General features: G+C 59.3%; 19 protein-coding genes. 15 read left to right on the forward strand and 4 right to left on the reverse strand.

Features of this window, described 5'->3' with window-relative positions:
* Positions 1-13: 13 nt before the first annotated feature.
* Together AB8C10_RS08920 and AB8C10_RS08925 are read right to left on the reverse strand one after the other, a co-directional pair.
* Positions 14-199, reverse strand: coding sequence for an FmdB family zinc ribbon protein (locus tag AB8C10_RS08920; RefSeq protein WP_005505091.1), 186 nt, complete (start codon positions 197-199; stop codon positions 14-16).
* 240 nt (positions 200-439) lie between these two features.
* Complete coding sequence (locus AB8C10_RS08925; protein ID WP_368867515.1) at positions 440-1,099, reverse strand: 5-formyltetrahydrofolate cyclo-ligase; 660 nt, start codon at positions 1,097-1,099, stop codon at positions 440-442.
* A gap of 339 nt (positions 1,100-1,438) precedes the next feature.
* Between AB8C10_RS08925 and galU the strand changes: the two genes are divergently transcribed.
* From galU to AB8C10_RS08960, 7 genes are all read left to right on the forward strand, one after another.
* On the forward strand, positions 1,439-2,347 hold the full coding sequence (gene galU, locus AB8C10_RS08930; protein ID WP_005508447.1) for a UTP--glucose-1-phosphate uridylyltransferase GalU: 909 nt from the start codon (positions 1,439-1,441) through the stop codon (positions 2,345-2,347).
* Between the two features lie 321 nt (positions 2,348-2,668).
* Positions 2,669-4,324 (forward strand): hypothetical protein, encoded by a 1,656-nt coding sequence (locus AB8C10_RS08935; protein WP_368867516.1) that lies wholly within the window; start codon positions 2,669-2,671, stop codon positions 4,322-4,324.
* A 408-nt stretch (positions 4,325-4,732) separates the two neighbouring features.
* Positions 4,733-5,221, forward strand: a complete 489-nt coding sequence (locus AB8C10_RS08940) for a DedA family protein (RefSeq protein ID WP_368867517.1) — start codon at positions 4,733-4,735, stop codon at positions 5,219-5,221.
* A gap of 166 nt (positions 5,222-5,387) precedes the next feature.
* On the forward strand, positions 5,388-6,566 hold the full coding sequence (locus AB8C10_RS08945) for a LysR substrate-binding domain-containing protein (protein ID WP_368867518.1): 1,179 nt from the start codon (positions 5,388-5,390) through the stop codon (positions 6,564-6,566).
* Positions 6,567-6,592: 26 nt separating this feature from the next.
* Positions 6,593-7,102, forward strand: a complete 510-nt coding sequence (locus AB8C10_RS08950; RefSeq protein ID WP_368867519.1) for an NUDIX domain-containing protein — start codon at positions 6,593-6,595, stop codon at positions 7,100-7,102.
* Positions 7,102-8,292, forward strand: a complete 1,191-nt coding sequence (locus AB8C10_RS08955) for a glycine betaine ABC transporter substrate-binding protein (protein ID WP_368867520.1) — start codon at positions 7,102-7,104, stop codon at positions 8,290-8,292. Before AB8C10_RS08950 ends, AB8C10_RS08955 begins: the two co-directional genes overlap by 1 nt.
* 6 nt (positions 8,293-8,298) lie before the next feature.
* Positions 8,299-9,522, forward strand: coding sequence for a pyridoxal phosphate-dependent aminotransferase (locus AB8C10_RS08960; protein ID WP_368867521.1), 1,224 nt, complete (start codon positions 8,299-8,301; stop codon positions 9,520-9,522).
* Positions 9,523-9,624: 102 nt separating this feature from the next.
* Here the strand turns inward: AB8C10_RS08960 and AB8C10_RS08965 are convergent, their stop codons facing one another.
* Positions 9,625-9,894 (reverse strand): exodeoxyribonuclease VII small subunit, encoded by a 270-nt coding sequence (locus tag AB8C10_RS08965; protein WP_070846840.1) that lies wholly within the window; start codon positions 9,892-9,894, stop codon positions 9,625-9,627.
* A 54-nt stretch (positions 9,895-9,948) separates the two neighbouring features.
* A complete protein-coding gene (gene xseA, locus AB8C10_RS08970; protein WP_368867522.1) occupies positions 9,949-11,250 on the reverse strand; it encodes an exodeoxyribonuclease VII large subunit in 1,302 nt (433 codons plus the stop codon).
* Positions 11,251-11,405: 155 nt separating this feature from the next.
* Here xseA and AB8C10_RS08975 point away from each other — a divergent pair, with 155 nt between their 5' ends.
* The 8 genes from AB8C10_RS08975 (at position 11,406) to AB8C10_RS09010 (ending at position 21,191) form a co-directional block, all read left to right on the forward strand.
* Complete coding sequence (locus AB8C10_RS08975) at positions 11,406-12,614, forward strand: dehydrogenase (protein WP_368867523.1); 1,209 nt, start codon at positions 11,406-11,408, stop codon at positions 12,612-12,614.
* Positions 12,615-12,641: 27 nt separating this feature from the next.
* Positions 12,642-13,727 carry a 4-hydroxy-3-methylbut-2-enyl diphosphate reductase gene (locus AB8C10_RS08980; protein ID WP_314360247.1) on the forward strand — a complete coding sequence of 362 codons (1,086 nt, stop codon included), beginning with the start codon at positions 12,642-12,644 and terminating at the stop codon, positions 13,725-13,727.
* Between the two features lie 303 nt (positions 13,728-14,030).
* Positions 14,031-14,984, forward strand: a complete 954-nt coding sequence (locus tag AB8C10_RS08985) for an ABC transporter ATP-binding protein (protein WP_368867524.1) — start codon at positions 14,031-14,033, stop codon at positions 14,982-14,984.
* Between the two features lie 56 nt (positions 14,985-15,040).
* Positions 15,041-15,799 carry an ABC transporter permease gene (locus tag AB8C10_RS08990; protein ID WP_368867525.1) on the forward strand — a complete coding sequence of 253 codons (759 nt, stop codon included), beginning with the start codon at positions 15,041-15,043 and terminating at the stop codon, positions 15,797-15,799.
* 164 nt (positions 15,800-15,963) lie between these two features.
* On the forward strand, positions 15,964-17,232 hold the full coding sequence (locus tag AB8C10_RS08995) for a sensor histidine kinase (RefSeq protein ID WP_368867526.1): 1,269 nt from the start codon (positions 15,964-15,966) through the stop codon (positions 17,230-17,232).
* Between the two features lie 138 nt (positions 17,233-17,370).
* Positions 17,371-18,003, forward strand: coding sequence for a response regulator transcription factor (locus AB8C10_RS09000; protein ID WP_005505116.1), 633 nt, complete (start codon positions 17,371-17,373; stop codon positions 18,001-18,003).
* 295 nt (positions 18,004-18,298) lie between these two features.
* Positions 18,299-19,384, forward strand: a complete 1,086-nt coding sequence (gene ychF, locus AB8C10_RS09005; RefSeq protein ID WP_005505132.1) for a redox-regulated ATPase YchF — start codon at positions 18,299-18,301, stop codon at positions 19,382-19,384.
* Positions 19,385-19,532: 148 nt separating this feature from the next.
* Positions 19,533-21,191 carry an AAA family ATPase gene (locus AB8C10_RS09010; protein WP_368867527.1) on the forward strand — a complete coding sequence of 553 codons (1,659 nt, stop codon included), beginning with the start codon at positions 19,533-19,535 and terminating at the stop codon, positions 21,189-21,191.
* Positions 21,192-21,226 lie beyond the last annotated feature (35 nt).

A 21,226-nucleotide genomic window follows, 5' to 3' on the forward strand; every position in this document is an offset into this window, starting at 1 on the left:
TGTGGAACCCCGTTTAGGAGTTGCCCTTGTCGGTGCTGTAGAAGCCGGAACCCTTGAAGGTCACGCCGACGGTGTTGTAGCGCTTGCGCAGGGTTTCTTCGCCGCACTGCGGGCAGACGCGCAGCGCATCGTCGCTAAAGGACTGGCGCTGTTCAAAGACGTGGTTGCAATTCTTGCACTGGTAAACGTAGACCGGCATTTTGTCCTTCTGTATCCGTTTTCGCTGGGATGGTTTATTAACGTGGTTTGAGTGTACCGCTTTTGAAACGTTGGGAGCTATTTGCGTTTTCTTCTCAAAAAGCTATTTCTGGTTTCTTTTTGCCTTTTTCTTGGGTGATTTTGTGGGTGTGTCCCGCATATCTTTGTGCTTTTGCATAAAGATTCGGGGTGTCAATCAAGCGTGAAGTGGGCACGAGAGAATCGGGTACTTTTAGACCTGCTAACGGGTGCGGTAGATACCCTGCTCGGTGAGGAGTATCGGCAGAATAGCATCCCACTGGTCGTAGGGGACAGCCTCGTAGATTTCGTCGCTGAAGACGATACCGATGCTCTGCTCCTCCAGCTGTTGTGCGCTGAGCAGGGGAATAATGCGGTCGTAGTAGCCGCCTCCCTGACCGAGGCGGTGCCCGCCGGCATCAAAGGCGAGTGCGGGGATGAGGCGCAGGTCGGCGTCGACGAAGGCGCGTTCGTCCTGTTCTTCGCCTTCGGGTTCGGGGATGCCCATGGGGCTGAGCGGATGCTCAACGGTGGGGTCCCAGTGCACCCAGGCGAGTTTGCGACCGGGGCGTACGACGGGCACGAGGATGCGGTGTCCCTGCTCATGGAGAGCGTTTAGTGCTTGGACAATGGGCGGCTCAGATTTGGTGGGCAGATACGCCGCAATGGTACCGGGGGAGTGGACCCGCTGCGCAACCGCCTCGAGAATGTGGTGGGTGAAAAGGTCAGTCAGATGTTGCTGTCCGTGTTCGCCGCGGTGGCTGCGTGCGGTGAGGCGGCGCGGGCGGATTTGGGAGCGGAGAATGTCTTTGTCTAGGGAGATATCGTCTGCGCTGGCACCGGCGTCGGAGTTGCTGGTGGCGGGGGTTGTGTTGAGGTGCATGGTGTGTCCCATCGTCGTTGCGGGTCTTGTGTGAAGGGTCGGGGAGTGGCGCGTCCCGTAGGAAGTAAGGTGCGTTCACTCTATGCTGAGAGGTATCCGTGCGCAGGGTAAAACTGCCCTGGTGGGTGGTGAAAATTGACCTATATCTGCGGGGATGTGGATTCCACTTTTTAGTATAGGGTTTGAGAAAAATAGTGCTGAGTTCTGTGGGGTGCATTTTCTTTGCACACCGAAGAATGGGCCGCTGTGGATATGTAGTTAGTCACGTTGAAGATTTTTTCATGTCATAGTGTCTATAAATCGCCTTAAGTACTTTACAACTTAGGGTATTCTTGTGGCATGGCTACTGAAATTAAGTCTGTTACTAAGGCAGTTATTCCTGCTGCTGGTCTGGGCACCCGATTCCTGCCCGCAACGAAGGCAACCCCCAAGGAAATGCTCCCCGTCGTTGATCGCCCCGCGATTCAGTACGTGGTGGAGGAAGCAATCCGTGCCGGTCTGAACGACGTTCTGATGATTACCGGCCGTAACAAGCGCGCTCTCGAGGATCACTTCGACCGCGTTCCCGTTCTGGAGCAGCAGCTCGCTGAGCAGGGTAAGGACGCCCTACTCGCATCCGTGGTAGCTACCAATGAGATGGGTGGCGACCTGCACTACGTGCGTCAGGGCGACCCCAAGGGTCTGGGCCACGCTGTTCTGCGCGCAAAGCGCCACGTTGGTGACGAAGCATTCGCTGTTCTGCTCGGCGATGACCTGATTGACGAGAAGGAAGACCTGCTCGCTCGCATGGTGGAGGTCCAGGAGCGCACCGGCGGTTCCGTCGTTGCTCTGATGGAGGTTCCCCGCGAGGCTATTTCCGCTTACGGTGCAGCTGCTATTGAGGCTGTTGAAGGCGAGGACGGTTTCGTCAAGATCACCGGTCTGGTTGAGAAGCCCGCTGCTGATGAGGCTCCCTCGAACTACGCTGTGATTGGCCGTTACGTTCTGAGCCCGAAGGTCTTCGAGGTTCTGGAGAACACCGCTCCGGGCCGCGGCGGCGAGATTCAGCTGACCGACGCTCTGCAGACTCTGGCTCAGGGTGAGGGTGAAGGCGAAGGTGTCTACGGTGTGGTCTTCTCCGGCCGCCGTTTCGACACCGGTGACAAGCTGTCCTACCTGAAGGCAAACGTTATTCTTGCTGCTGAGCGCCCCGAGTTCGGTGACGACCTGCGCGCATGGCTGAAGGACTTTGTTGCAGAGAACTGCTAATTACTCTGCACCCGCTCTCTAAAGAGGGCAACCGATAAATACCAACCACGCTGAGGAAGGCGTTCTTTCCGGTGGGGCGTTTTAGCCCCAAGGGAGGGCGCCTTCCTTTGCGTCGTATGTGTCTATTATGTGCTTGGGGTGCTACTGGGCGAGGGCCCAGGGTGTGCCTTGTGCAGGGACGCGACGACGTTGTAGTGTGCATATTCCTTCAGGGGTATATGTGCATATCCAGCCCGATTCTTGCCGCTTATGGAAAGCATTGGGAATATAAGGGTATGATTAAAGTCTAGGGATAAAGGGACGATAGAGGGCGACCTGAATATGACGCTTTTGAACACCTCCGGTGTGTTGGTAATTCTGACCGTGATTTTGCTGCTGTGGTTTGTGCCCAGGAGCCTGCGTCGCGCGCCCGCTGGTCCTGCCATGGAACCCGAGCGTCCCCTGATTAGCGCTGAGCGTACTGCAGAGGATATTCTCGCCTCCGCGGGTGTGCTGCTGAATGAGTCGGAGGCGTACCAGTCCTCCGATCATGCGGTGGCGCCGGGCACCTCCCTACCCTCTTCCGCTCTTCCGCAGGCGTCTTCCCGTTCCTCCCACACGGTGGAGGAATCCGCCCAGCCTGCGCCCGATACGGCTTCTATTTCGCAGATTCGCGAATCTTCCCCGACTGCCCCGTACACGGACGAGATTCCGGTCGTGGAGGACGCAAAGCCCTCGCCTCTGTCCTACTTTGATACTTCGAGCCCGAGCGGTATTGCCCTGCTGGTTGCTGCCGGTCTGGGTGTTCTTGCCCTGGTTACCGGTCTTCTGGCGCTCTTTGGTGTGCTGGCGTGGGGCTGGGCTGTTCTCTTGCTGATTCTTGCCGGCGGTGCATGGGCTGTGAGCCGTTTTGGTCTGCTGGAGTCTGTTGCTAACCAGGTCAAGGCGAGCCGCGATGCACGCCAAGCTAAGGCAGAAGATGATGAGGATGACGAAGCTGAGGACGAAGCCTACGAAGAATCCGATGAACATGAAGAAGCCGGCGATGATGCTTCTGAACCTGTAGAGGACTCGGCGGCTGAGGGTGTGGAGCCTGAAGTTGCTGAAGAGCCTGCACATCATGCTCGCCCCGCCACCCGTGAGGCTACTACCCGCAAGTCTGTACACGGTGTGAACCGCGAGGCGGCACGCCCGAGCCGCGCGCACATCGCGGTGGAGTCCTCCGATGAGGGTCCCGAGGCGGCTCCTCGTGCGGAAGCGCCTGCTGCGGCACCTGCTCATTCTTCTCGTGCCGTACCTGCCCGTTCTGCCCGCGCGGCGGAGGCGCCCGTCGCACACCGTCAGGAGCGTCGCCAGCAGCGTCCGAGTCGATTCCAACCGATTCGCCGCGGTAGCGTGCTCTTTGATCAGGAGAGCGGTTCCGCTACTTCCTCCGGTGCACCGCGTACTGCGGCACAGCCTCAGCGGGTAGAGCAGGCTCCGGTAGCTCCGAGCCAGCCCGTACAGTCCCAGCCTGTTCAGCCCCAGCGCATTCAGTCCGTGCCGTCTGCGCAGCCCGCTCAGCCTGCACAGTCCGCTCAGGCACCTGTTGCTCCTACTCAGCCGGTAGCACCTCAGCCCGCGCAACCTGCTCCTGTTCAGCAGGCTCCCGCACAGCAGTCGGCTATTCAGCCGGCTCAGTCGGTGGCTCGCCAGGCTCTGCGTGACGGTTCGCCCGTCCGCCAGGCACCCCAGGCTCCTGCTGCTCAGCCGATTCCCGAAGAGATTCCTCTGCCGGACGTCCTGGATGATTCCGAGTTCGATGCTCTGGATATTGCCTCGTTGAACGATCCGGTGCTCTCGACCGGTGCTACGGTAACCGGTGGTGTTCGTTCGACGAACCATCACCCCGGTGCTGGCTCCTCCTTTGAGGCGGTGAGCAACACCTGGAACCCGGTTCAGCTGCCCAAGCCGCTGAGTGCACTGCACCGCCAGGACAAGAACCAGGGTAAGAAGTAGATTTTGCTCTAGATACACATAAACCCCGACAGTTCACACTGTCGGGGTTTTGCATGCCTGGGGGGGGGGGGAGCAGTTAAAAAGAAAAGGAACCCCGTCCATGGGGTTCCTTTTCCAGCATCACACACAGGAAGAAAGTCTTCTAGACCGATTAGGAAGGCCTTCCCACAAGGCCTGCCCTATTCGGTAATAAAAATATAACCTAATTTCTTTGGGTGTTACAAACCGAAAATAGCGACATTTCGTCAATAAACTAAGGCTGACCTAAGTGAAATCCGCGCCATTGCAGGCGAAACGGGGCGATACCCTTCCATGAAAAAAGTTTAAAAAAATTTTTGAGCCCCTCCGGTACCTGAACAAGAAGCCTCGAAGCGGGTCAATATTGCTGGTCCGTGAGAGAATATCCGGGTGAAAGAATGGTTTAACACACTTCCGTTTGAGGTTGCCCTACTCTTCATGTGGGTGGTCGGCATTGTCCGCACCAGCATCGTGTACGCTCTTGGTGCGCTTGCTGCTGAAGGCGGTGCCCGCCTCGACCGCATCCGCAACGCGATGAACAGCCCGCTCTACCGCAAGGCCCGCGCCTTCATCAACCGGTGGGGCGTTATCGCCGTGCCCCTCTGCTTTTTGACTGTGGGCCTGCAGACCGCCGTCATCATCACGACCGGCTTCACGAAAATGCCGCTGCGCCGCTGGGTGCCCGCCATGCTCGCCGGAACCTTCATGTGGGCGTGCATCTACACCAGCTTCGGTTTTGCGCTGCTTGCCGCGCTCGGCCTGGAACCGTGGATGTTCCCCGTCGCCCTCGCCGTTGTGGTTACGGTACTGGTGGTCGCCGCCCAGATCCGCGAACGCCGTATTAACCGCGAACCCGTTGAGGACGTTGCCGAGCACTAACCCTCTTAGCCTCAACCTCTCTTAACCTCAGCCTCTCTCCGCGAACGGGGGAGGGGACCTCTCTTTCACCGCAGGGCACAGCGCCCCAGCAGCACCGCCCCTACCGTCACGGGATGGGTGTTTACCGACCTTAATGCCCGCTCCTAATCTGTGCTAGCGTGGAGGGATGACTTCTACCGCATCCTCCACCGCAGGTACCCCCGAAGAGCAGCCCATCAACGAACATGCTCTCACCGAGCCCAATGCCGAGTCGAGCGCGCCCGAAAACGCTACCGACGAGGTAGGAACCGAAGCGCCCGCCGAGGCGCCTTCACGCGTGTACCTGCACCCCGAACAGCTGGCGATGATCCAGACCCCGGAGGCTCTGCCCATTCCCGTGCTTCAGCGTTCCATGCTGCGCATTAGCTACGTGCCCGCGATTATGCCCGGCAAATGGTTCAACCGCTGGCACGAGCGTTACGGCGACCGCGTGCAGCTGGCGGAGGTGCCCGTGCGTGAGGCACGCGGCCTGGACTCCCTGCACCAGGATTTGTGCCTGATTGACCCTGCCCTTGAATCGGCGGCAGAAGGAGAAAACGCTGCCGAGGCGCCCGCCGAGGCTGTCGAGCACGCCCCGGTACCCGTCGTTGAGGTGCCCGAGAACCCCTTCGCGCACATGAGCATTGTGCGCCCGGACCGCGAACCGGCAAGCGCCGACGGCGATAAGTACCACAGCATCCGCCTCTACGAGGAGTTGCCCGTGGTCATTCTGCCCGTGGACCATGTGCTCACCGTGCTTGATGAGGTGCCCGTGGAGGAGCTTGCCGAAGAGTTCCTGCTGCAGCCCGCCTCCGATATTCCTGCCTATGAAGAAGTCTCCCGCGCATGGCGTGAGAGTGCCGGCCGCATCGTGCCCGAAGGTCTGACCGATAAAGAAACCATCGAGCTGGTTGCCGCCGGTGTGGGTCTGTACATTGTGCCCATGTCCATTGCGCGTTTCTACCACCGCAAGGACCTCACCTACCGCCCGGTCGCGGGTCTGGACACCTACCCGGTGCACCTGGTGTGGCCGCGCGCCCCCAAGGGCGAGCCGCGCAGTGAAGAGCTCGAGGCGCTCCTGCAGGACTTCATCGGTATTGTGCGCGGACGCACCGCAACCAGCGACCGCGGTAGCGAAACCCGACAGGCACGCGCCGAACGCGTCGCCGCCGAAAAGGCAAAGGCAAAAGCGAAGGCACGAGCCGCCAACGCACGCCGCGAAGCACGCGATAAGAAGCGCGCCAACGCCAAGAAAAACGGCAACGCACGCCAGCACGCTCGACAGTCCGCCAAAGCCGCCAGCGCACGCCGCGGCAAGAAACGCTAAAGAACGATAGACGGTAAAATCAAACCATGGCATTAGCAATGGAAACCCGACCCGCAGCCTACGCAGTCATCATCGAGCAGGGCAAGCTGCTCATGACTCGTTGGGTGCCCGAAGACCGCACGCTCAGCCCCCTCTGGTCCCTGCCCGGTGGCGGCATGGAACCCGGTGAGCAGGCTGACGAAACCGCGCTGAGGGAAACCCTCGAAGAGACCGGCTACAGCGTCGCCATTGAAGATATTCTGGGCGTACACGCCGGACACTTCCCCGTGCGCTCGACCCAGAAGGACCCGCAGGCGCTGCCTTTCTGCGCCCTGCGGGTGGTTTTCCGCGCCCACATTGTTACCGGCGAACTGCGCCACGAGGTCAACGGCTCCTCCGACACGGCACGCTGGGTGCCCATCGCAGAGCTGGATACCATCCGCTATGGCACTCTCATCGATGAGGTTGCCTCCATGATGGGTTACTCCAACGCCGCCAGCTGGGCGCGCGAATACCGCGAATTTCTTGCCGACGAAAACGCACGGAAGCTCTCCTAATGAACCGACTGATCCTCACCCGCCGTGCGGCGCTCACCTCCCTGGCGCTCATGCCGCTACTTGCCGCTTGCGGGAATAATGACGCAACCCCGCAGGTGGACCCTTCCGCGTCCAGCTACGGCACTCTGCGCATCGGCTACGGTGCTCTGCGTGAAATGCGCGCCGTAGCGCACGTGTACGCGCGCGCCCTGCGACAGATTGGCTACTCCGTTGAACTTGTTGACACCGACAACAGCCGCGCTACCGCCCTGCGCGGGCTCATGGTTCCTTCGGCTAACTCCGCCACCCCTACCGCTACTCTGCCCGACGATGAGGAAACCGGTAGCACCACTGCCGCCGCCCCTGAAGCGTTGGACCTGGTCATCGACTACAGCGGCGACCTACTGCTCTACCTGACCGACGACGGCAAAATCAGCCCCGCCGCCGCGCAGAACGAGCGTATCGCCGCCTCCGTGAGTGCCTCCGCGGCAGCCGCCGGCGTGACCCTGCCGCCCGCGCCCACCGTCACCCCCACCGCCTCGGAGAGCGCCGCCTCCGCACAGGCAGAAGACGGCACCGCAAGCCCCTCGGCAAGCTCCACCCGCTCCGCAGACCCCATCAACCTGCGCGCCATGAGCACCACCGACATGACCAATGCCATCTCGCGCATCCTGCCCGAAGAGCTCATGCTCCTCAACGGCGCTAACGCCACCAACAAGGATGTACTGGTCACCACCCGCGCCGTGAGCGCCCGCCACAAGCTCAACTCCCTCGCAAACCTGCGCGATGTGCAGTCTTCTTTGGCGTTCTCCATTCCGACCGGGTACTCCAGCGGCACCTACGGCGTGGATTCCCTGCGTAGCCTCTACCACTACCGCGTGCACGACCCGAAGATTCAGGACGACCCCGCCGAGCGCGTCAACGCCCTCACCGCAGACACCGTGCAGGTGACCCTGCTGCACAGCTGCGACTCGGCAATTGACGATAACCGCCTGGTCACCCTGGAAGACCCCTCAGCGGCACTTTTGCAGCAGCAGCTGGTGCCCATTATCCGTCGTACCCTGCCAGATAGCGCCCGTACGGCGATTAACCGCGTATCATCTACATTAGACACGGGTAACCTCTCGTTCCTGTTGCGCCTGACCAGCGGATCCAACCCCATCGCTGATGAGGACGCAGCACAATTCATTTTGGATCACCCTAGAAAGTAAAGCATCATGACGAAGTACCGTCAGTCCTCAAAGTTGAGCAACGTCCTGTACGACATCCGCGGCCCCATTCTGGACGAGGCCAATCGCATGGAGGCGATGGGTCACCGCATCCTCAAACTGAATATTGGTAACCCCGCACCCTTCGGCTTTGAGGCGCCGGATGCCATCATGATGGATATCATTCGTCACCTGCCCGAAACCCAGGGCTACTCCGATTCCCGCGGCCTTTACTCGGCACGTACCGCCATTGTGCAGCACTACCAGAACCGCGGCATCATGAACCTCGACACCGACTCCATCTACCTGGGTAACGGTGTGTCTGAGCTGATTCCGATGACCCTGCAGGCACTCTGCGAGACCGGTGACGAAATCCTGGTCCCCATGCCCGACTACCCGCTGTGGACCGCAGCCACCGCACTGGTCGGCGGCAAGCCCGTGCACTACCTCTGCGACGAGGAAAACAACTGGTACCCGGACATTGAAGACATCAAGTCGAAGATTACCGAGCGCACCAAGGGCATTGTGGTTATTAACCCGAACAACCCGACCGGTGCCGTCTACCCCCGCTCCGTGCTCAAGCAGATTGTGGATGTGGCGCGCGAGCACGGCCTGGTCGTGTTCTCCGACGAAATCTACGAAAAGATCACCTACGACGGTGCTGAGGCCATCAACATGGCTTCTCTAACCGGCGACGACGTGCTCTGCCTGACCTTCTCCGGTCTGTCCAAGGCATACCGCGTCTGCGGTTACCGTGCGGGCTGGGTCGCTATCACCGGCCCGAAGAAGGACGCCTCAAGCTACCTTGAGGGTATTCACCTGCTCGCCTCCATGCGCCTGTGCTCCAACGTTCCGGCGCAGCACGCAATCCAGACCGCGCTCGGCGGCTACCAGTCCATTAACGAGCTGATTGTTCCCGGCGGCCGCCTGTACGAGCAGCGTACCCTGGCGCACAAGATGCTCAACGAGATTGACGGCATCAGCTGCACCAACGCGGACGGCGCGCTCTACCTGTTCCCGAAGATCGATATTGAGCGCTTCGACATCACCGACGATGAGCAGTTCGCCCTAGATCTGCTCAAGAGCCAGAAGATTCTCTTCAGCCACGGCCGCGCGTTCAACTGGAAGGACCCGGACCACTTCCGCCTGGTGTTCCTGCCCGATACTCAGACCCTCACCAGCGCCCTGGAGCGCCTGGGTAACTTCATGGCTGACTACAAGCAGAAGCACTAGCCGCATCTGTTGCGCGATAGATAAAAATAGCCTGTCCCGCAGTTCTGATGAGCTGCGGGGCAGGCTATTTTGCTTAGTTGCGGATACACCGGGAGGGGCGTGCTAGTTCGCCGCAGGCTCCTGACCGCCCTGCGCGCCTGCCTGTGCACCGCGTGCCGCGTTCAGTCGCTCCTGCGCGCCCTGTAGCCACGCCTCGCAGCGGGCGGCAAGCGCCTCGCCACGCTCCCACAGGGCGATAGAGGTCTCCAGGTCGCTGGCGCCGGACTCCAGCTGGCGCACGACCTGCTCCAGCTCGGCGCGCGCCTGCTCGTAGCCGAGGGTTTCGACGGGGGCGCCCAGCTCGGCGCTGTTGAAGCTAATGTTCTCGCTCATTGAGGAACCTTTCAGAGGTAAAAACTTGGGGTAAAACTTTAGGGGTATTGAGGTTTAGGAGATGTTCGAGGGATCCGTGGAGGTCACGGTCGCCTGCGCCGAACCGGTCGCCGCGCGCACCGTAATCTGCTCGCTCTCGCTCAGCGCCGAAGCGTCACGCACAATAGCGCCCGCGGCATCCTGAACGATGGAGTAGCCGCGGTTCAGCGTCTGCGCAGGAGAGAGCGAACGCACCCGCGCCAACGTGTGCGACAGGGTCGCCGACTCACGCTCCAGGCGGTGCTGCACCGAACGGTGGGCGCGCTCGCGCAGCTGGCTCAGCTCCTCCACACGCATGAGCAGGGAGGACTCCGGGTGGGTGAGCACCGGGCGGCTGCGTAGCTGGGCAATGTAGTTCATCTGCATGCCCACGTAGCCGAGCACCGCACGGTCCAGGCGGGCGCGCGCCTCGGTGATGCGGGCGGTTTCCTCCGAAATATCGGGCACGATGCGCTTACCCGCATCGGTGGGGGTGGAGGCGCGCAGATCGGCGACCGCATCGAGGATGGGGGAGTCCGCCTCGTGACCGATTGCCGAGACCACCGGGGTGGTGGCCGCCGCGACGGCGCGGATGAGCGCCTCCTCAGAGAAAGGCAGCAGATCTTCGAAGGAGCCGCCGCCTCGGGCGATGACGATGACGTCCACTTCCGGGTGGGCGTCCAGTTCGGCGAGAGCCGCAATGACCTCAGCCGCCGCGCCCTCACCCTGAACGCGGGTATTGCGCACCTCGAAAACCACGCCGGGCCAACGCAGGGAGGCGTTGCGGATAACGTCCTTCTCCGCGTCAGAATCGCGACCGGTAATCAGACCCACACGATTCGGCAGCATGGGCAGCGGCTTCTTCCGCGCGTCAGAGAACAGCCCCTCAGCGGCGAGAGCTTCACGTAGACGCTGCAGCTGCTCGTGCAGGTTGCCGGTGCCGACCGCGTACACTTCCTTGCCGATGAGGGAGAGCTTGCCGTTCTTCCACAGGCTCGGCTTGGCGCGGGTGACGATGCGAGCGCCTACGGTCACATCAGCCGCCAGGCCGCTACCGGCACGCCCGAAGAGCGCGAGGGTGAAGGAGAAGTCTTCATTGAGGTCTTTGAGCTCCATGAAGACGTTGCCACCGCGGCCATTGAGGGAGGCGACCTGCGCCTCCACCCAGAGCTCGGGAACCTTGTCTACGTAGTTTTTGAGGTTCTGCGCGAGCAGGGCGAGGGGCCAGGGGTTGGTGGCGGTGGTTTCCTGAGACTTCCCGGGAAGCTGCCGCTCGTGCACGGGCGGCACCACCAGTGCGGGTGCCGGTTGCACTGCGGAGGGGTTGTAGAAGTTCATACCTTCTATTGTCCCTGATTGGTCGGTTATGCGCCTGCTTACAGGTCAGCCTGGCGACTCGGGTAGCTTGCACGCAGTGCAGGCAGAACTTAGCTTCTGGCGCATTCTGCGGGTCTGAATCGGCTTTGAACACTGTGAGCGGGTACCCTAGGCTCATGCGCTCACCCGATCAGTCAGCACATCAGAACAACGCCCTCAACACCGCCGCGGCTTCGTCAGCGGCGGGTACTGGCGCGCAAAACTACCCGGCGGACGCGACCCGAGTCGTCGATACTCGGATTACCCGCACGGACGGCTACTATACGGCGGACGAAGATACCACTCTGCTACAGCCCACGCGCACGCTCGGCCACGCCGCAGCCCCCACCAAGGCTGAACTGCAGGCCGCCCCCGAACCTCCCTTCGCGGCAGGTTTGCGGAGGTTCCTGACCGTTGTGCTGTGCGCCCTGGCCCTGGTGACCGGTCTGGGTGCAACCGCGGGTGCCTGGGTGAACTCCAAGCTCATGTCAGAGCGCGGTTTCTCGCAGATTTCCTCCAACCTGGCGGAGGACTCGCAGCTTGCCTCGCGCATCGCGGACGGTGCAGTCGAAGACCTCATGAACTCCGAAGCTATGACAACCTTCCTCGACGGCACCAAACAAAGCGGCTTATACTCCATTCTTGTAAAGCCGACACAAGACGGCATACGTTCCCTGCTCAACCGATCCGCGGCTGAGCTGTCAAAAACTGAAGAATATCGAAGCCTCTGGAAGGAAATAGCCGAGGAAACTCGCCGCTACAACCTCGAACACCAGGACGGCCCCGCCGTCATTGTGCTCACCCCCTTCTACCGTGCACTGGATGCGAAGGTCGGCTCTATCGGCTCCTTCGACCCGGACCTGACGAAGCTCGGCCCTGAAACCCTCAACATTGACCGGTTGAAGGACGGCAACAACCAGCAGGAGCAGCAGGAATGGTACCTGCATGCCGGCATCAACCGTGCCGCCGCGCTGGGCAAGTCCACCATGCCGCTGACCATCATTTCGGTGCTGAGCCTGCTGCTGGCTACGCTGCTGGCACCCAGGCACCGCATCCTGGTGCCGGTGTTCACGGCTCTGCTCTACGCCCTGCTGGGCTGGGGCGCGGCAGCCTGGTTCGGCGGCCAAACCCCTGAATCCCTGGGAATTACCAGCCACAGCACCGCCGGAACGGCGCTGATTACCGGGGTATGGAACCAGCTTGCACCGTCACTGACCGGGCACTTGCAGGCGGCGGCAAGCTACGGGCTGGTCATGGCGATTCTCGCCCTGCTGATCGGTATTCTGATTCGCCTCATCGCCCTGGGACGTAGCTCTGCGAGCGGTGCCACAGTCATCACACACTAAAAGTCCGAACAACGTAGGATAGTAACCATGTCCACTGAAACTATTGCCCTGGGCCTGCCGCCCGTACCCCGCGAGCGCCGCAGCCGCGCCGACGTTGAAGCCGCCGCACCCGTCAACGGCGAGAAGAAGGTCCTGCTCGCCACCCCGCGCGGTTACTGCGCCGGCGTTGACCGTGCGGTGATTGCTGTTGAGAAGGCGCTGGAGCACTACGGTGCGCCCGTCTACGTGCGCAAGCAGATTGTTCACAACCGCCACGTGGTGGAGACCCTGGAGAAGCAGGGCGCTATCTTCGTTGATGAAGTGGATGAAGTTCCCGAAGGTTCCGTGACCGTGTTCTCGGCGCACGGCGTGTCCCCGGCGGTGGTTTCCGCAGCCGGCGACCGCTCCCTGAATACTATTGACGCGACCTGCCCGCTGGTGAACAAGGTGCACCGCGAGGCTGTGCGCTTCGCCAAGCAGGACTACGACATCCTGCTCATCGGTCACACCGGCCACGAAGAGGTCGAGGGTACCGCCGGTGAGGCGCCCGAGCACATCCAGATCGTGAACTCGCCCGAGGAAGTGGATCAGGTAACGGTCCGCGACCCCGAGAAGGTTGTGTGGATTTCTCAGACCACCCTGTCCGTGGACGAGACCCTGGAAACCGTGGCGCGTCTGCGTGAGCGTTTCCCGTCCCTGCAGGATCCGCCCTCGGACGACATCTGCTACGCAACCTCCAACCGCCAGGGCGCTATCAAGGAAATTGCTCCGCGCGCAGACCTGGTCATCGTGGTGGGTTCGGCGAACTCCTCGAACTCCGTGCGTCTGAAGGAAGTCGCCCTCGAATACGGTGCCAAGCGCGCCGAGCGTGTGGACTTCGCACACCAGGTGGACGAGTCCTGGTTCGAAGGCGTGGCAACCGTGGGCTTGACCTCCGGTGCGTCCGTGCCCGAGGTTCTGGTTCAGGAGGTGCTGGCGCTGCTCGCCGAGTACGGCTACAGCACCATCGAAGAGGTCGAGACCGCGAAGGAAGACATCCTCTTCTCCCTGCCGAAGGAGTTGCGTTCCGCTCTGAAGAACGACGAGAACGTAGGCCGCCAGCTCGGTGGCCGCGGCGCAAAGCCCACTCGCTAATACTTTTAGCTTATGACCCCGTGTCCTCTTTCCCGTGTGGGGAGAAGACACGGGGTTTTTGCATGTGTTGCATGGGATGTACGGGTAGGGATGCTTGGGCAGCTTCGCGGTCACGCTACGCGGGGGAGTGCCCCCTCTGCGGCGCTGAGCGCCTTGAGGACGGAGCCCCCGCTTCGCGTGACCGCCTCCGCTGCTGAAAATGCCTCGTCATACCGGCCCCTCCGCGAACTCATGACATTTGTCATGTGCAGGTCATGACACTCTGTACCGCAGCGGCGCGAAAACCGGCGGTGTAATAGAAACATGAACACCGCAGCACTTCAGAACAGCAAGCCCAACACCGCAGAAACCGTTATTTCCGCCCGCTCCCTCCGCCAGGTTTTCTCCACCCGCGCGGCAGGCACCGTGGTAGCCGTCGACTCGATTGACCTGACCGTCAAGCGCGGCGAAATCATCGCCCTGCTCGGCCCCAACGGCGCAGGCAAGACCACCCTCATCGACATGATCCTTGGTCTGACCCAGCCCAGCGGCGGCGAGCTGAGCGTCTTTGGCCGCAGCGCCTCCGAGGCGGCACGCGCCGGTCTACTCGGTGCGGTGCAGCAGACCGGTGGTCTGCTCAAGGACCTCACGATTCGCGCTACGGTCGAGATGATTGCGGCACTGTACCCCAAGCCCATCAACGTGGATGAGGTACTCGCCAACGCAGACCTGACCGATATTGCGAAGCGTAAGGTCGGCAAGTGCTCGGGCGGTCAGCAGCAGCGTCTGCGTTACGCCCTGGCGACCATGCACTCTCCGGAACTGCTGATCCTGGACGAGCCGACCGCCGGCATGGACGTAAACGCGCGCCGCACCTTCTGGGAGCGTATGGAAGCCATCGCCGAGCGTGGAACGACCATTCTTTTTGCGACGCACTACCTGGAAGAAGCCCAGAACTTCGCCCAGCGCATCGTGCTCATGGAATCCGGCTCCATCATCGCTGACGGCTCCTCCGATGAGATTCGCGCCCTGACCGGCCACCGACACCTCAGCTTCCTCGCACCCGCACCCATCACTGATCTGGACGTACCGGTCGAGGTCACCGAAGAGTCCGGCGGGTACCGCCACCGCATCTCCGTGCTGGAGATTGAGCAGGTACTGCGCACTCTGCTGAACAACTACAGCATCACCGACCTGGAGGTCACCAAGCCCTCCCTGGATGAGTCTTTCACCCTGTTGACCGAGCAGGCCGCCGCCTCCAAGGCAACCAAAGCCTAAACGCCACACCACCTAAACGCCACACTGCCGCCGCTACACACCTCAAGGAAAACATCATGCTCCGCTACGCACTCTACGACATCCGCGCTTCTATCCTCTCGACCGACCGATTCTTCTTCGGCGTGGCACTGCCCATCGTCTTCTTCCTGCTCTTCGGCGCGATGCAGGACTACTCCTCCCAGCCGATGGGCGACGGCAACGTAGCAGCGTACGTCATGATCGGCATGGCGCTCTACGGCGCCGTGCAGAACACCGTGGCAATTAGCGGCAGCACCGTCGCTGAGCTGTCCAGCGGCTGGAACCGCCAACTGGCGCTCACCCCGCTGACCACCGGCAAGTACCTGGGCGCGAAGGCGCTGACCGCCCTGGTGATTTCTGCGGTGCCGGTGATTGCGGTGAACATTGTGGGCATGTTTACCGGCGTTGAAATCCCCGTGAACCAGCAGCTTGCCGCTGGCGCGCTGACGGTGCTGTGCGGTCTGGTGTTCGCCTTCTACGGCATCATGATGGGCCTGCTGATTCGTAACGAGAACGCCGTGTCCATTGCGAACGGTCTGCTGGTGATTATGAGCTTCTTCGGTACCGTGTTCTCCCCGCTGAGCACCGACCTGCTGAAGTACGCCCGCTTCACCCCGCTGTACGGTGCCGCCGAGATTGCCCGCTACCCCTTCGCCGCAGGTCAGACCATTATTCTGGGTGGTGAGGACTGGTTCGTGACCGAGCCGCTCTGGTACGCCGTGGTGAGCCTGGCAGTGTGGGCAGCGATCTTCCTGGGTGTTTCTGCCCTGCTGATGCGCCGCGCAACCCGCCGCTAAATGCTTCTTCCCGCCGCAGTCTCAAGGGTTCCGTAGTATCAGGGGCTCCCGAGGCTGCGGCGGAAGCCGTATCCACTCACGCTGCTCCTACTAACACTGCCGCTACTGACACCGCCGCACCGGTGGCATCTGCACCCGCGGCACCCGCACGTTAGGCTAGAACCATGACCGAAACCCACACCCACACCCATTCCTACGAGAACGAACACCCCCACACGGAGAACGAGGCGGTACCCTCCGCCGCGAAGCGCACCCTGGGCAAGCACCGCTTCCGCTTCCTCCACCGCGAACGCAGCGGCAACGTGAACTGGCTGGCGCTGGGCTTTAGTGCCCCGTGGCTGGTGTTTCTGCTCATGCCGCTGGACAGCTTCCTCACCACCCCGGAGTTGGGGCCGGTGCGCTGGACTGGCGTGGCGCTAATTGCGGTGTTCGCGGTGGTGAACTGCTCGGCGTACGCGGTGCCGTGGCTGGTGCCGGTCACCTCCACGGTGCGTCGAAGCGTCATCTGGACGGTGCTGATGGCACTGCCTGTAGCTGGCCTGACGGCGCTAGGGGTGGAGTCGGCGTATGTGGTGTTCTTGTCGTTCAGTATGTACTTTGTGGCGTTCTGGATTTTTGGCACAATCGCCCCGTACCGCCTGCGCCTGGGCGTGGCGGCGACGATTGCCCTGGTCTGCTGGCTAATTTTTATGGCGAGCATCGGCTTTGACGTCACCGCGCGCGGCGGAATTGCCCTCTTTATCGGTGCACCTATGGTGGGTATGCTGGGCTTCTCCTACCTGATTGAGCTGGGCGAACGCGCGGATGTAGCGCGTGCCTCCCTGGCGCTCTCGGAGGAACGTGAAGAGATCGCCCGCGACGTGCACGACGTGCTCGGTCACTCCCTGACCGTCATCACCCTCAAAGCGGAGCTGGCGCAGCGCCTGCTGGAGATTGACCCCGCCCGCGCTGGCGCCGAGATGGAAGCAATCGCGCAGCTGTCCCGCGCATCCCTGGCGGAGGTTCGTTCAACCGTGACGCGCCTGCGTGTGCCCGACTTCTCGGGTGAGATTGAGGGTGCGGGTCGTGCCCTGCAGACCGCCGGTATTCGCGCCGAACTGCCGGAGGCTCAGAACGCGCTCGCGGTGGCCGGTGTGAACGCGAAGCTGTTCTCCTGGGTTCTGCGTGAGGCGGTCACGAACATGGTGCGCCACTCGGGTGCGAACGCGGCGCGGGTACGTCTGAGCGCAACCGGTCTGGACATCCTCGATAACGGCGTGGGTGTGGGCGATGCGCGCGGTAACGGCCTGACGGGTATGGCTCAGCGTGTGGCGGCGTCCGGCGGTAGCGTGGTGATTGAGGCGGCGCCCGAGCAGTGGCTGGCGGAGAACCCTGGCGGTGGGGTGGGTACGCGCATCCGTGTGAGCATGGACGGCGACACCTCACTGCTGTAAATAGGTGCTGTAGATTGTGGAACTTGGCGCCGCGCCCTGGACGGGGGAGCTACCCGCCCCTGTATGGTGGTGATAGACAACCTCACACGGTTGTTCCGCCCGCCGTTATCACTCCGTCTTCAGCCCTGGGAGGCTCCCATGATTCGTGTTCTGCTCGCTGACGATCAGCAGCTCATCCGTGAGGCTCTTGCCGCCCTGCTGGGCCTAGAGGTTGACCTGCAGATTGTGGGTCAGGTCGGTAGCGGTGATGAGGTGTTGGGTGCTGTCGCCCTGTTGAAGCCGGACGTGGTGCTGTTGGATGTGCAGATGCCCGGTACTTTGCTGGCTGATGGTATTGAGGCGGCTGCGGCGCTACGTGATGCGGGTGCTTTGAGTGAGTCGGGTGAGCCGGTGCGTACGCTGATTGTGACGACGTTTGGCCGCCCCGGCTATGTGCGCCGTGCGTTGGAGGCTGGTGCGAGTGGTTTCGTAGTGAAGGATACGGGTGCTCGCCAGCTGGCGGAGGCGATTCGTCGTGTGCATGCGGGGTTGCGTGTGGTGGATCCGTCGTTGGCGGCGGATTCTTTGGTGACGGGTGCTTCTCCGTTGACGGAGCGTGAGGCGCAGGTGCTGCGTGAGGCGGCGTCGGGTGGTACGGCTCAGCAGATTGCGTCGGCGTTGTTTTTGTCGGCGGGTACGGTGCGTAATTATTTGTCGGCGGCGATGGCGAAGACGGGCGCGTCGACTCGTCAGGACGCGGTGCGTATCGCTACGGAGAACGGCTGGCTCTAACTCGCTGCTTCTCAATAATTCGGGCGGGGGAGCGATGGTGCTTCCTCGCCTCAGTTTTTTCGCCTTCACTTTCTCCTAACCGGTGCCTATCCCTGCACTCAGGGCGGCTCCTGCGCGAACACGGTAGAATGGTAGTGTCTATGCCCGCAGGCGCCCCGTACCCGTTTCTTCCTGAGACCGACGGTGCCGCGCTTGGAAGCGGGCACCATTTTCGCCCTGTGCCCGCCCGCACCCGCCGTATCACGTACGCGGCGCATCCGGAACGTATTGCGGCACATGATTCGAAGGAAAACTTGTGGCTCTAACTATCGGCATTGTTGGCCTGCCTAACGTGGGCAAGTCCACCCTGTTCAACGCTCTGACCGGCAACACTGTGCTGGCGGCTAACTACCCGTTCGCGACCATTGACCCGAACGTGGGCGTGGTGAACCTGCCGGATGCGCGTCTGAACCGTCTGGCTGAGATTTTTGGTTCGGAGCGTATTCTGCCTGCGACTGTTTCGTTCGTTGATATTGCGGGTATTGTGAAGGGTGCTTCTGAGGGTGAGGGTCTGGGTAACAAGTTCCTCGCGAACATTCGTGAGGCGCACGCTATCGCGCAGGTGGTGCGTGCGTTTGATGACCCGGACGTCATTCACGTGGACGGCAAGGTCGACCCCGCCTCCGATATGGAGACCATCAATACTGAGCTGATTCTGGCTGACCTGCAGACTCTGGAGAACGCTATTCCGCGTCTGGAGAAGGCTGTGAAGATTAAGAAGGGTGACGCCGCTCAGCTGGAGACTTATAAGGCTGCGCAGAAGATCCTGGAGGATGGTGACACCATCATTTCTCGTGCGAAGGACGCGAAGCTGGAGCTGGCTCACCTGAAGGAGCTGAACCTGCTGACTGCTAAGCCGTTCATTTACGTGTTCAACGCGGATGAGGGCATTCTGGCGTCTGAGGAGAAGCAGCAGGAGCTGCGTGACATGGTGGCGCCGGCTGAGGCTGTGTTCTTGGATGCGAAGTTGGAGGCTGATCTGGTGGAGCTGTCTGAGGAGGAGGCTCGCGAGATGCTGGAGATGAACGGTCAGGATGAGTCCGGCCTGGACCAGCTGGCTCGCGTGGGCTTCTCGACTCTGGGCCTGCAGACTTACCTGACTGCTGGCCCGAAGGAGGCTCGCGCCTGGACTATTTATAAGGGTGATACTGCGCCGCAGGCTGCTGGTGTGATTCACTCTGATTTTGAGCGCGGCTTCATTAAGGCTGAGGTTGTGTCTTTCAAGGATCTGGATGAGGCTGGCTCCATGGCGGAGGCGAAAGCTCGCGGTAAGGTCCGTATGGAGGGCAAGGACTACATCATGCAGGACGGCGACGTGGTGGAATTCCGCTTCAACGTCTAAACTTGGAATAATTAAATAAATTAATATCTGAGTAACAGTGAAGTTATAAGATCCCCTTGAGACAGTTATATCTATGATGAACTGATACTCAAGGGGATTTTATTATATCTATTCAACGTAGGAAATTTATTAGTTCTAGGAGGAACAAATGGTTGATGCAACAAAAGTATCAAAAATAAAAATTGATACAGGATATGCCGGTGTGAAAGAATATCCATTTTTTACCCGAGTAAGTAGAAGAGGCCTAACTATTGATGACGCTCAAGTGTCCATCGTCCTTGGAGGAAATGGTTCGGGTAAATCAACGATTGCCCGTGCACTCAGTGATGGAAAAAATGTGGAATTATTTGATAAGGATGGAAATCCGCTTGAGGGTGATTGCTCAAATATTTATGTTTTTGATGAGCGGTTTATTGGTGAAAATTTTCGAATGAGCGATGGGGAAGCTCTTGCTCTTGTGACTCAAATCGTTGAGCGTAAGACTATATCGGATATCTTAAAAAATGGATTGAATCAGAATCGAAGAATTACTGGTTTTAATAGAAAACAAAATCGTATGGATGAGTTTAAGAAAGAGGCGAAGTCCTGGAGGATTTTTAGAATGCTTGATAAATATTTTAGTCGTCCAGATCGTACCTCTGTTTCTGAAGGGGCTGTTTCTGAAGGGGCTGTTTCTGAAGGGGCTGTTGAATCTAATATAGGTTATACAAATAAGAATAAGGAGAGCATTCTAAAATGGTGGGAAGGGTTGTCCGAGGAAGAACAGAAGCATATAAGTTCGAGGCTTGCATCGGCAAAGCGTAATTTTGAGCAAAAGCAGATAAAACTTCAAATGCCTCGTATTATGCACGATACAAAGAAAGCAAATGATAATATTAATTTTCTTCTGTCTATTATTTTTGGGGGGAATGTAATATCTGTTAATTATGGAGAGAATGGGTATGAAATCATTAAAGAAAATGGGAGGATTTATCCGAGTAGTCTATCTACTGGAGAGCAGAATATTGTATCGCTATGTTATTTTTTCGCCCAGATGATGGATGGTGAAAAGTGTGGCAGTATTCAAGAATTTTTAAGAGAAGATCGAATTATTGTGCTTGATGACCCGCTCTCAAGTTTTGATTTTGATAATAAATATGGCGTCATTCGACTTTTGGATTATATAATAAATTTGATGTCAAAAAGTGGGTCTAAATCAAAATTAATAATTATGACTCATGATCCTGAAACGGCTATTGAATTGTCGAAGATTGCAATAGTCAGGTTGGGTGGCGAGAAGGTAAAGTGCTGTGAAATCTCAAATAATGATGGAAATAAACTCCTTAAAAAGGTGAAATTTGATGGTATTGATGAATATAAAAATATATTGGGTAAAATGTATGGGGTTGCTGTAGGTAAAGAGGATGCTGAAATTCCTGCCCCAAACGAAGTTCGCCGTGTGTGGGAAGCTTTCCTGCGCTTTGAGCTGGGGGTTAGTAGTGTATCGGATAGGAAAGCTATTGAGAAAATTTGTAATTATTATGGTGAAAATAGCACGGAATATAAATTTTTGGATTCTTTTATGTCCTATGCTTATATTCATCAGGATTCACATTCTGCGTCGCAGATGTTGTTCTATAATTTCTCTTTGTTCCCGGTTCTGAGTGATGAAGATTTCAGAAAGCATATTAGGCAGATTATTTGTTTCATTCATATTGTTTCGCCCCTCCATATAGCATCACGTTTATCTAATGATGGAAAAGAGGCTCAGAAATATCGAGAAGAGCTTGAAAATATGTATGGGCAAATAGTCCTGAAGGAGTCATAACACTACATCATGCAGGACGGCGACGTGGTGGAGTT

Origin of the sequence: Rothia mucilaginosa (assembly GCF_964210535.1) — a bacterium.
GTDB classification, from domain to species: Bacteria; Actinomycetota; Actinomycetes; order Actinomycetales; family Micrococcaceae; genus Rothia; species Rothia mucilaginosa_F.

Excerpts from the sequence above, each read along its gene's own strand:
- AB8C10_RS08920 (WP_005505091.1), bottom strand. The coding sequence starts at position 199 with ATGCCGGTCTACGTTTACCAGTGCAAGAATTGCAACCACGTCTTTGAA.
- AB8C10_RS08925 (WP_368867515.1), bottom strand. The coding sequence starts at position 1,099 with ATGCACCTCAACACAACCCCCGCCACCAGCAACTCCGACGCCGGTGCC.
- galU (WP_005508447.1), top strand. The coding sequence starts at position 1,439 with ATGGCTACTGAAATTAAGTCTGTTACTAAGGCAGTTATTCCTGCTGCT.
- AB8C10_RS08935 (WP_368867516.1), top strand. The coding sequence starts at position 2,669 with ATGACGCTTTTGAACACCTCCGGTGTGTTGGTAATTCTGACCGTGATT.
- AB8C10_RS08945 (WP_368867518.1), top strand. The coding sequence starts at position 5,388 with ATGACTTCTACCGCATCCTCCACCGCAGGTACCCCCGAAGAGCAGCCC.
- AB8C10_RS08950 (WP_368867519.1), top strand. The coding sequence starts at position 6,593 with ATGGCATTAGCAATGGAAACCCGACCCGCAGCCTACGCAGTCATCATC.
- AB8C10_RS08955 (WP_368867520.1), top strand. The coding sequence starts at position 7,102 with ATGAACCGACTGATCCTCACCCGCCGTGCGGCGCTCACCTCCCTGGCG.
- AB8C10_RS08960 (WP_368867521.1), top strand. The coding sequence starts at position 8,299 with ATGACGAAGTACCGTCAGTCCTCAAAGTTGAGCAACGTCCTGTACGAC.
- AB8C10_RS08965 (WP_070846840.1), bottom strand. The coding sequence starts at position 9,894 with ATGAGCGAGAACATTAGCTTCAACAGCGCCGAGCTGGGCGCCCCCGTC.
- xseA (WP_368867522.1), bottom strand. The coding sequence starts at position 11,250 with ATGAACTTCTACAACCCCTCCGCAGTGCAACCGGCACCCGCACTGGTG.
- AB8C10_RS08975 (WP_368867523.1), top strand. The coding sequence starts at position 11,406 with ATGCGCTCACCCGATCAGTCAGCACATCAGAACAACGCCCTCAACACC.
- AB8C10_RS08980 (WP_314360247.1), top strand. The coding sequence starts at position 12,642 with ATGTCCACTGAAACTATTGCCCTGGGCCTGCCGCCCGTACCCCGCGAG.
- AB8C10_RS08985 (WP_368867524.1), top strand. The coding sequence starts at position 14,031 with ATGAACACCGCAGCACTTCAGAACAGCAAGCCCAACACCGCAGAAACC.
- AB8C10_RS08990 (WP_368867525.1), top strand. The coding sequence starts at position 15,041 with ATGCTCCGCTACGCACTCTACGACATCCGCGCTTCTATCCTCTCGACC.
- AB8C10_RS08995 (WP_368867526.1), top strand. The coding sequence starts at position 15,964 with ATGACCGAAACCCACACCCACACCCATTCCTACGAGAACGAACACCCC.
- AB8C10_RS09000 (WP_005505116.1), top strand. The coding sequence starts at position 17,371 with ATGATTCGTGTTCTGCTCGCTGACGATCAGCAGCTCATCCGTGAGGCT.
- AB8C10_RS09010 (WP_368867527.1), top strand. The coding sequence starts at position 19,533 with ATGGTTGATGCAACAAAAGTATCAAAAATAAAAATTGATACAGGATAT.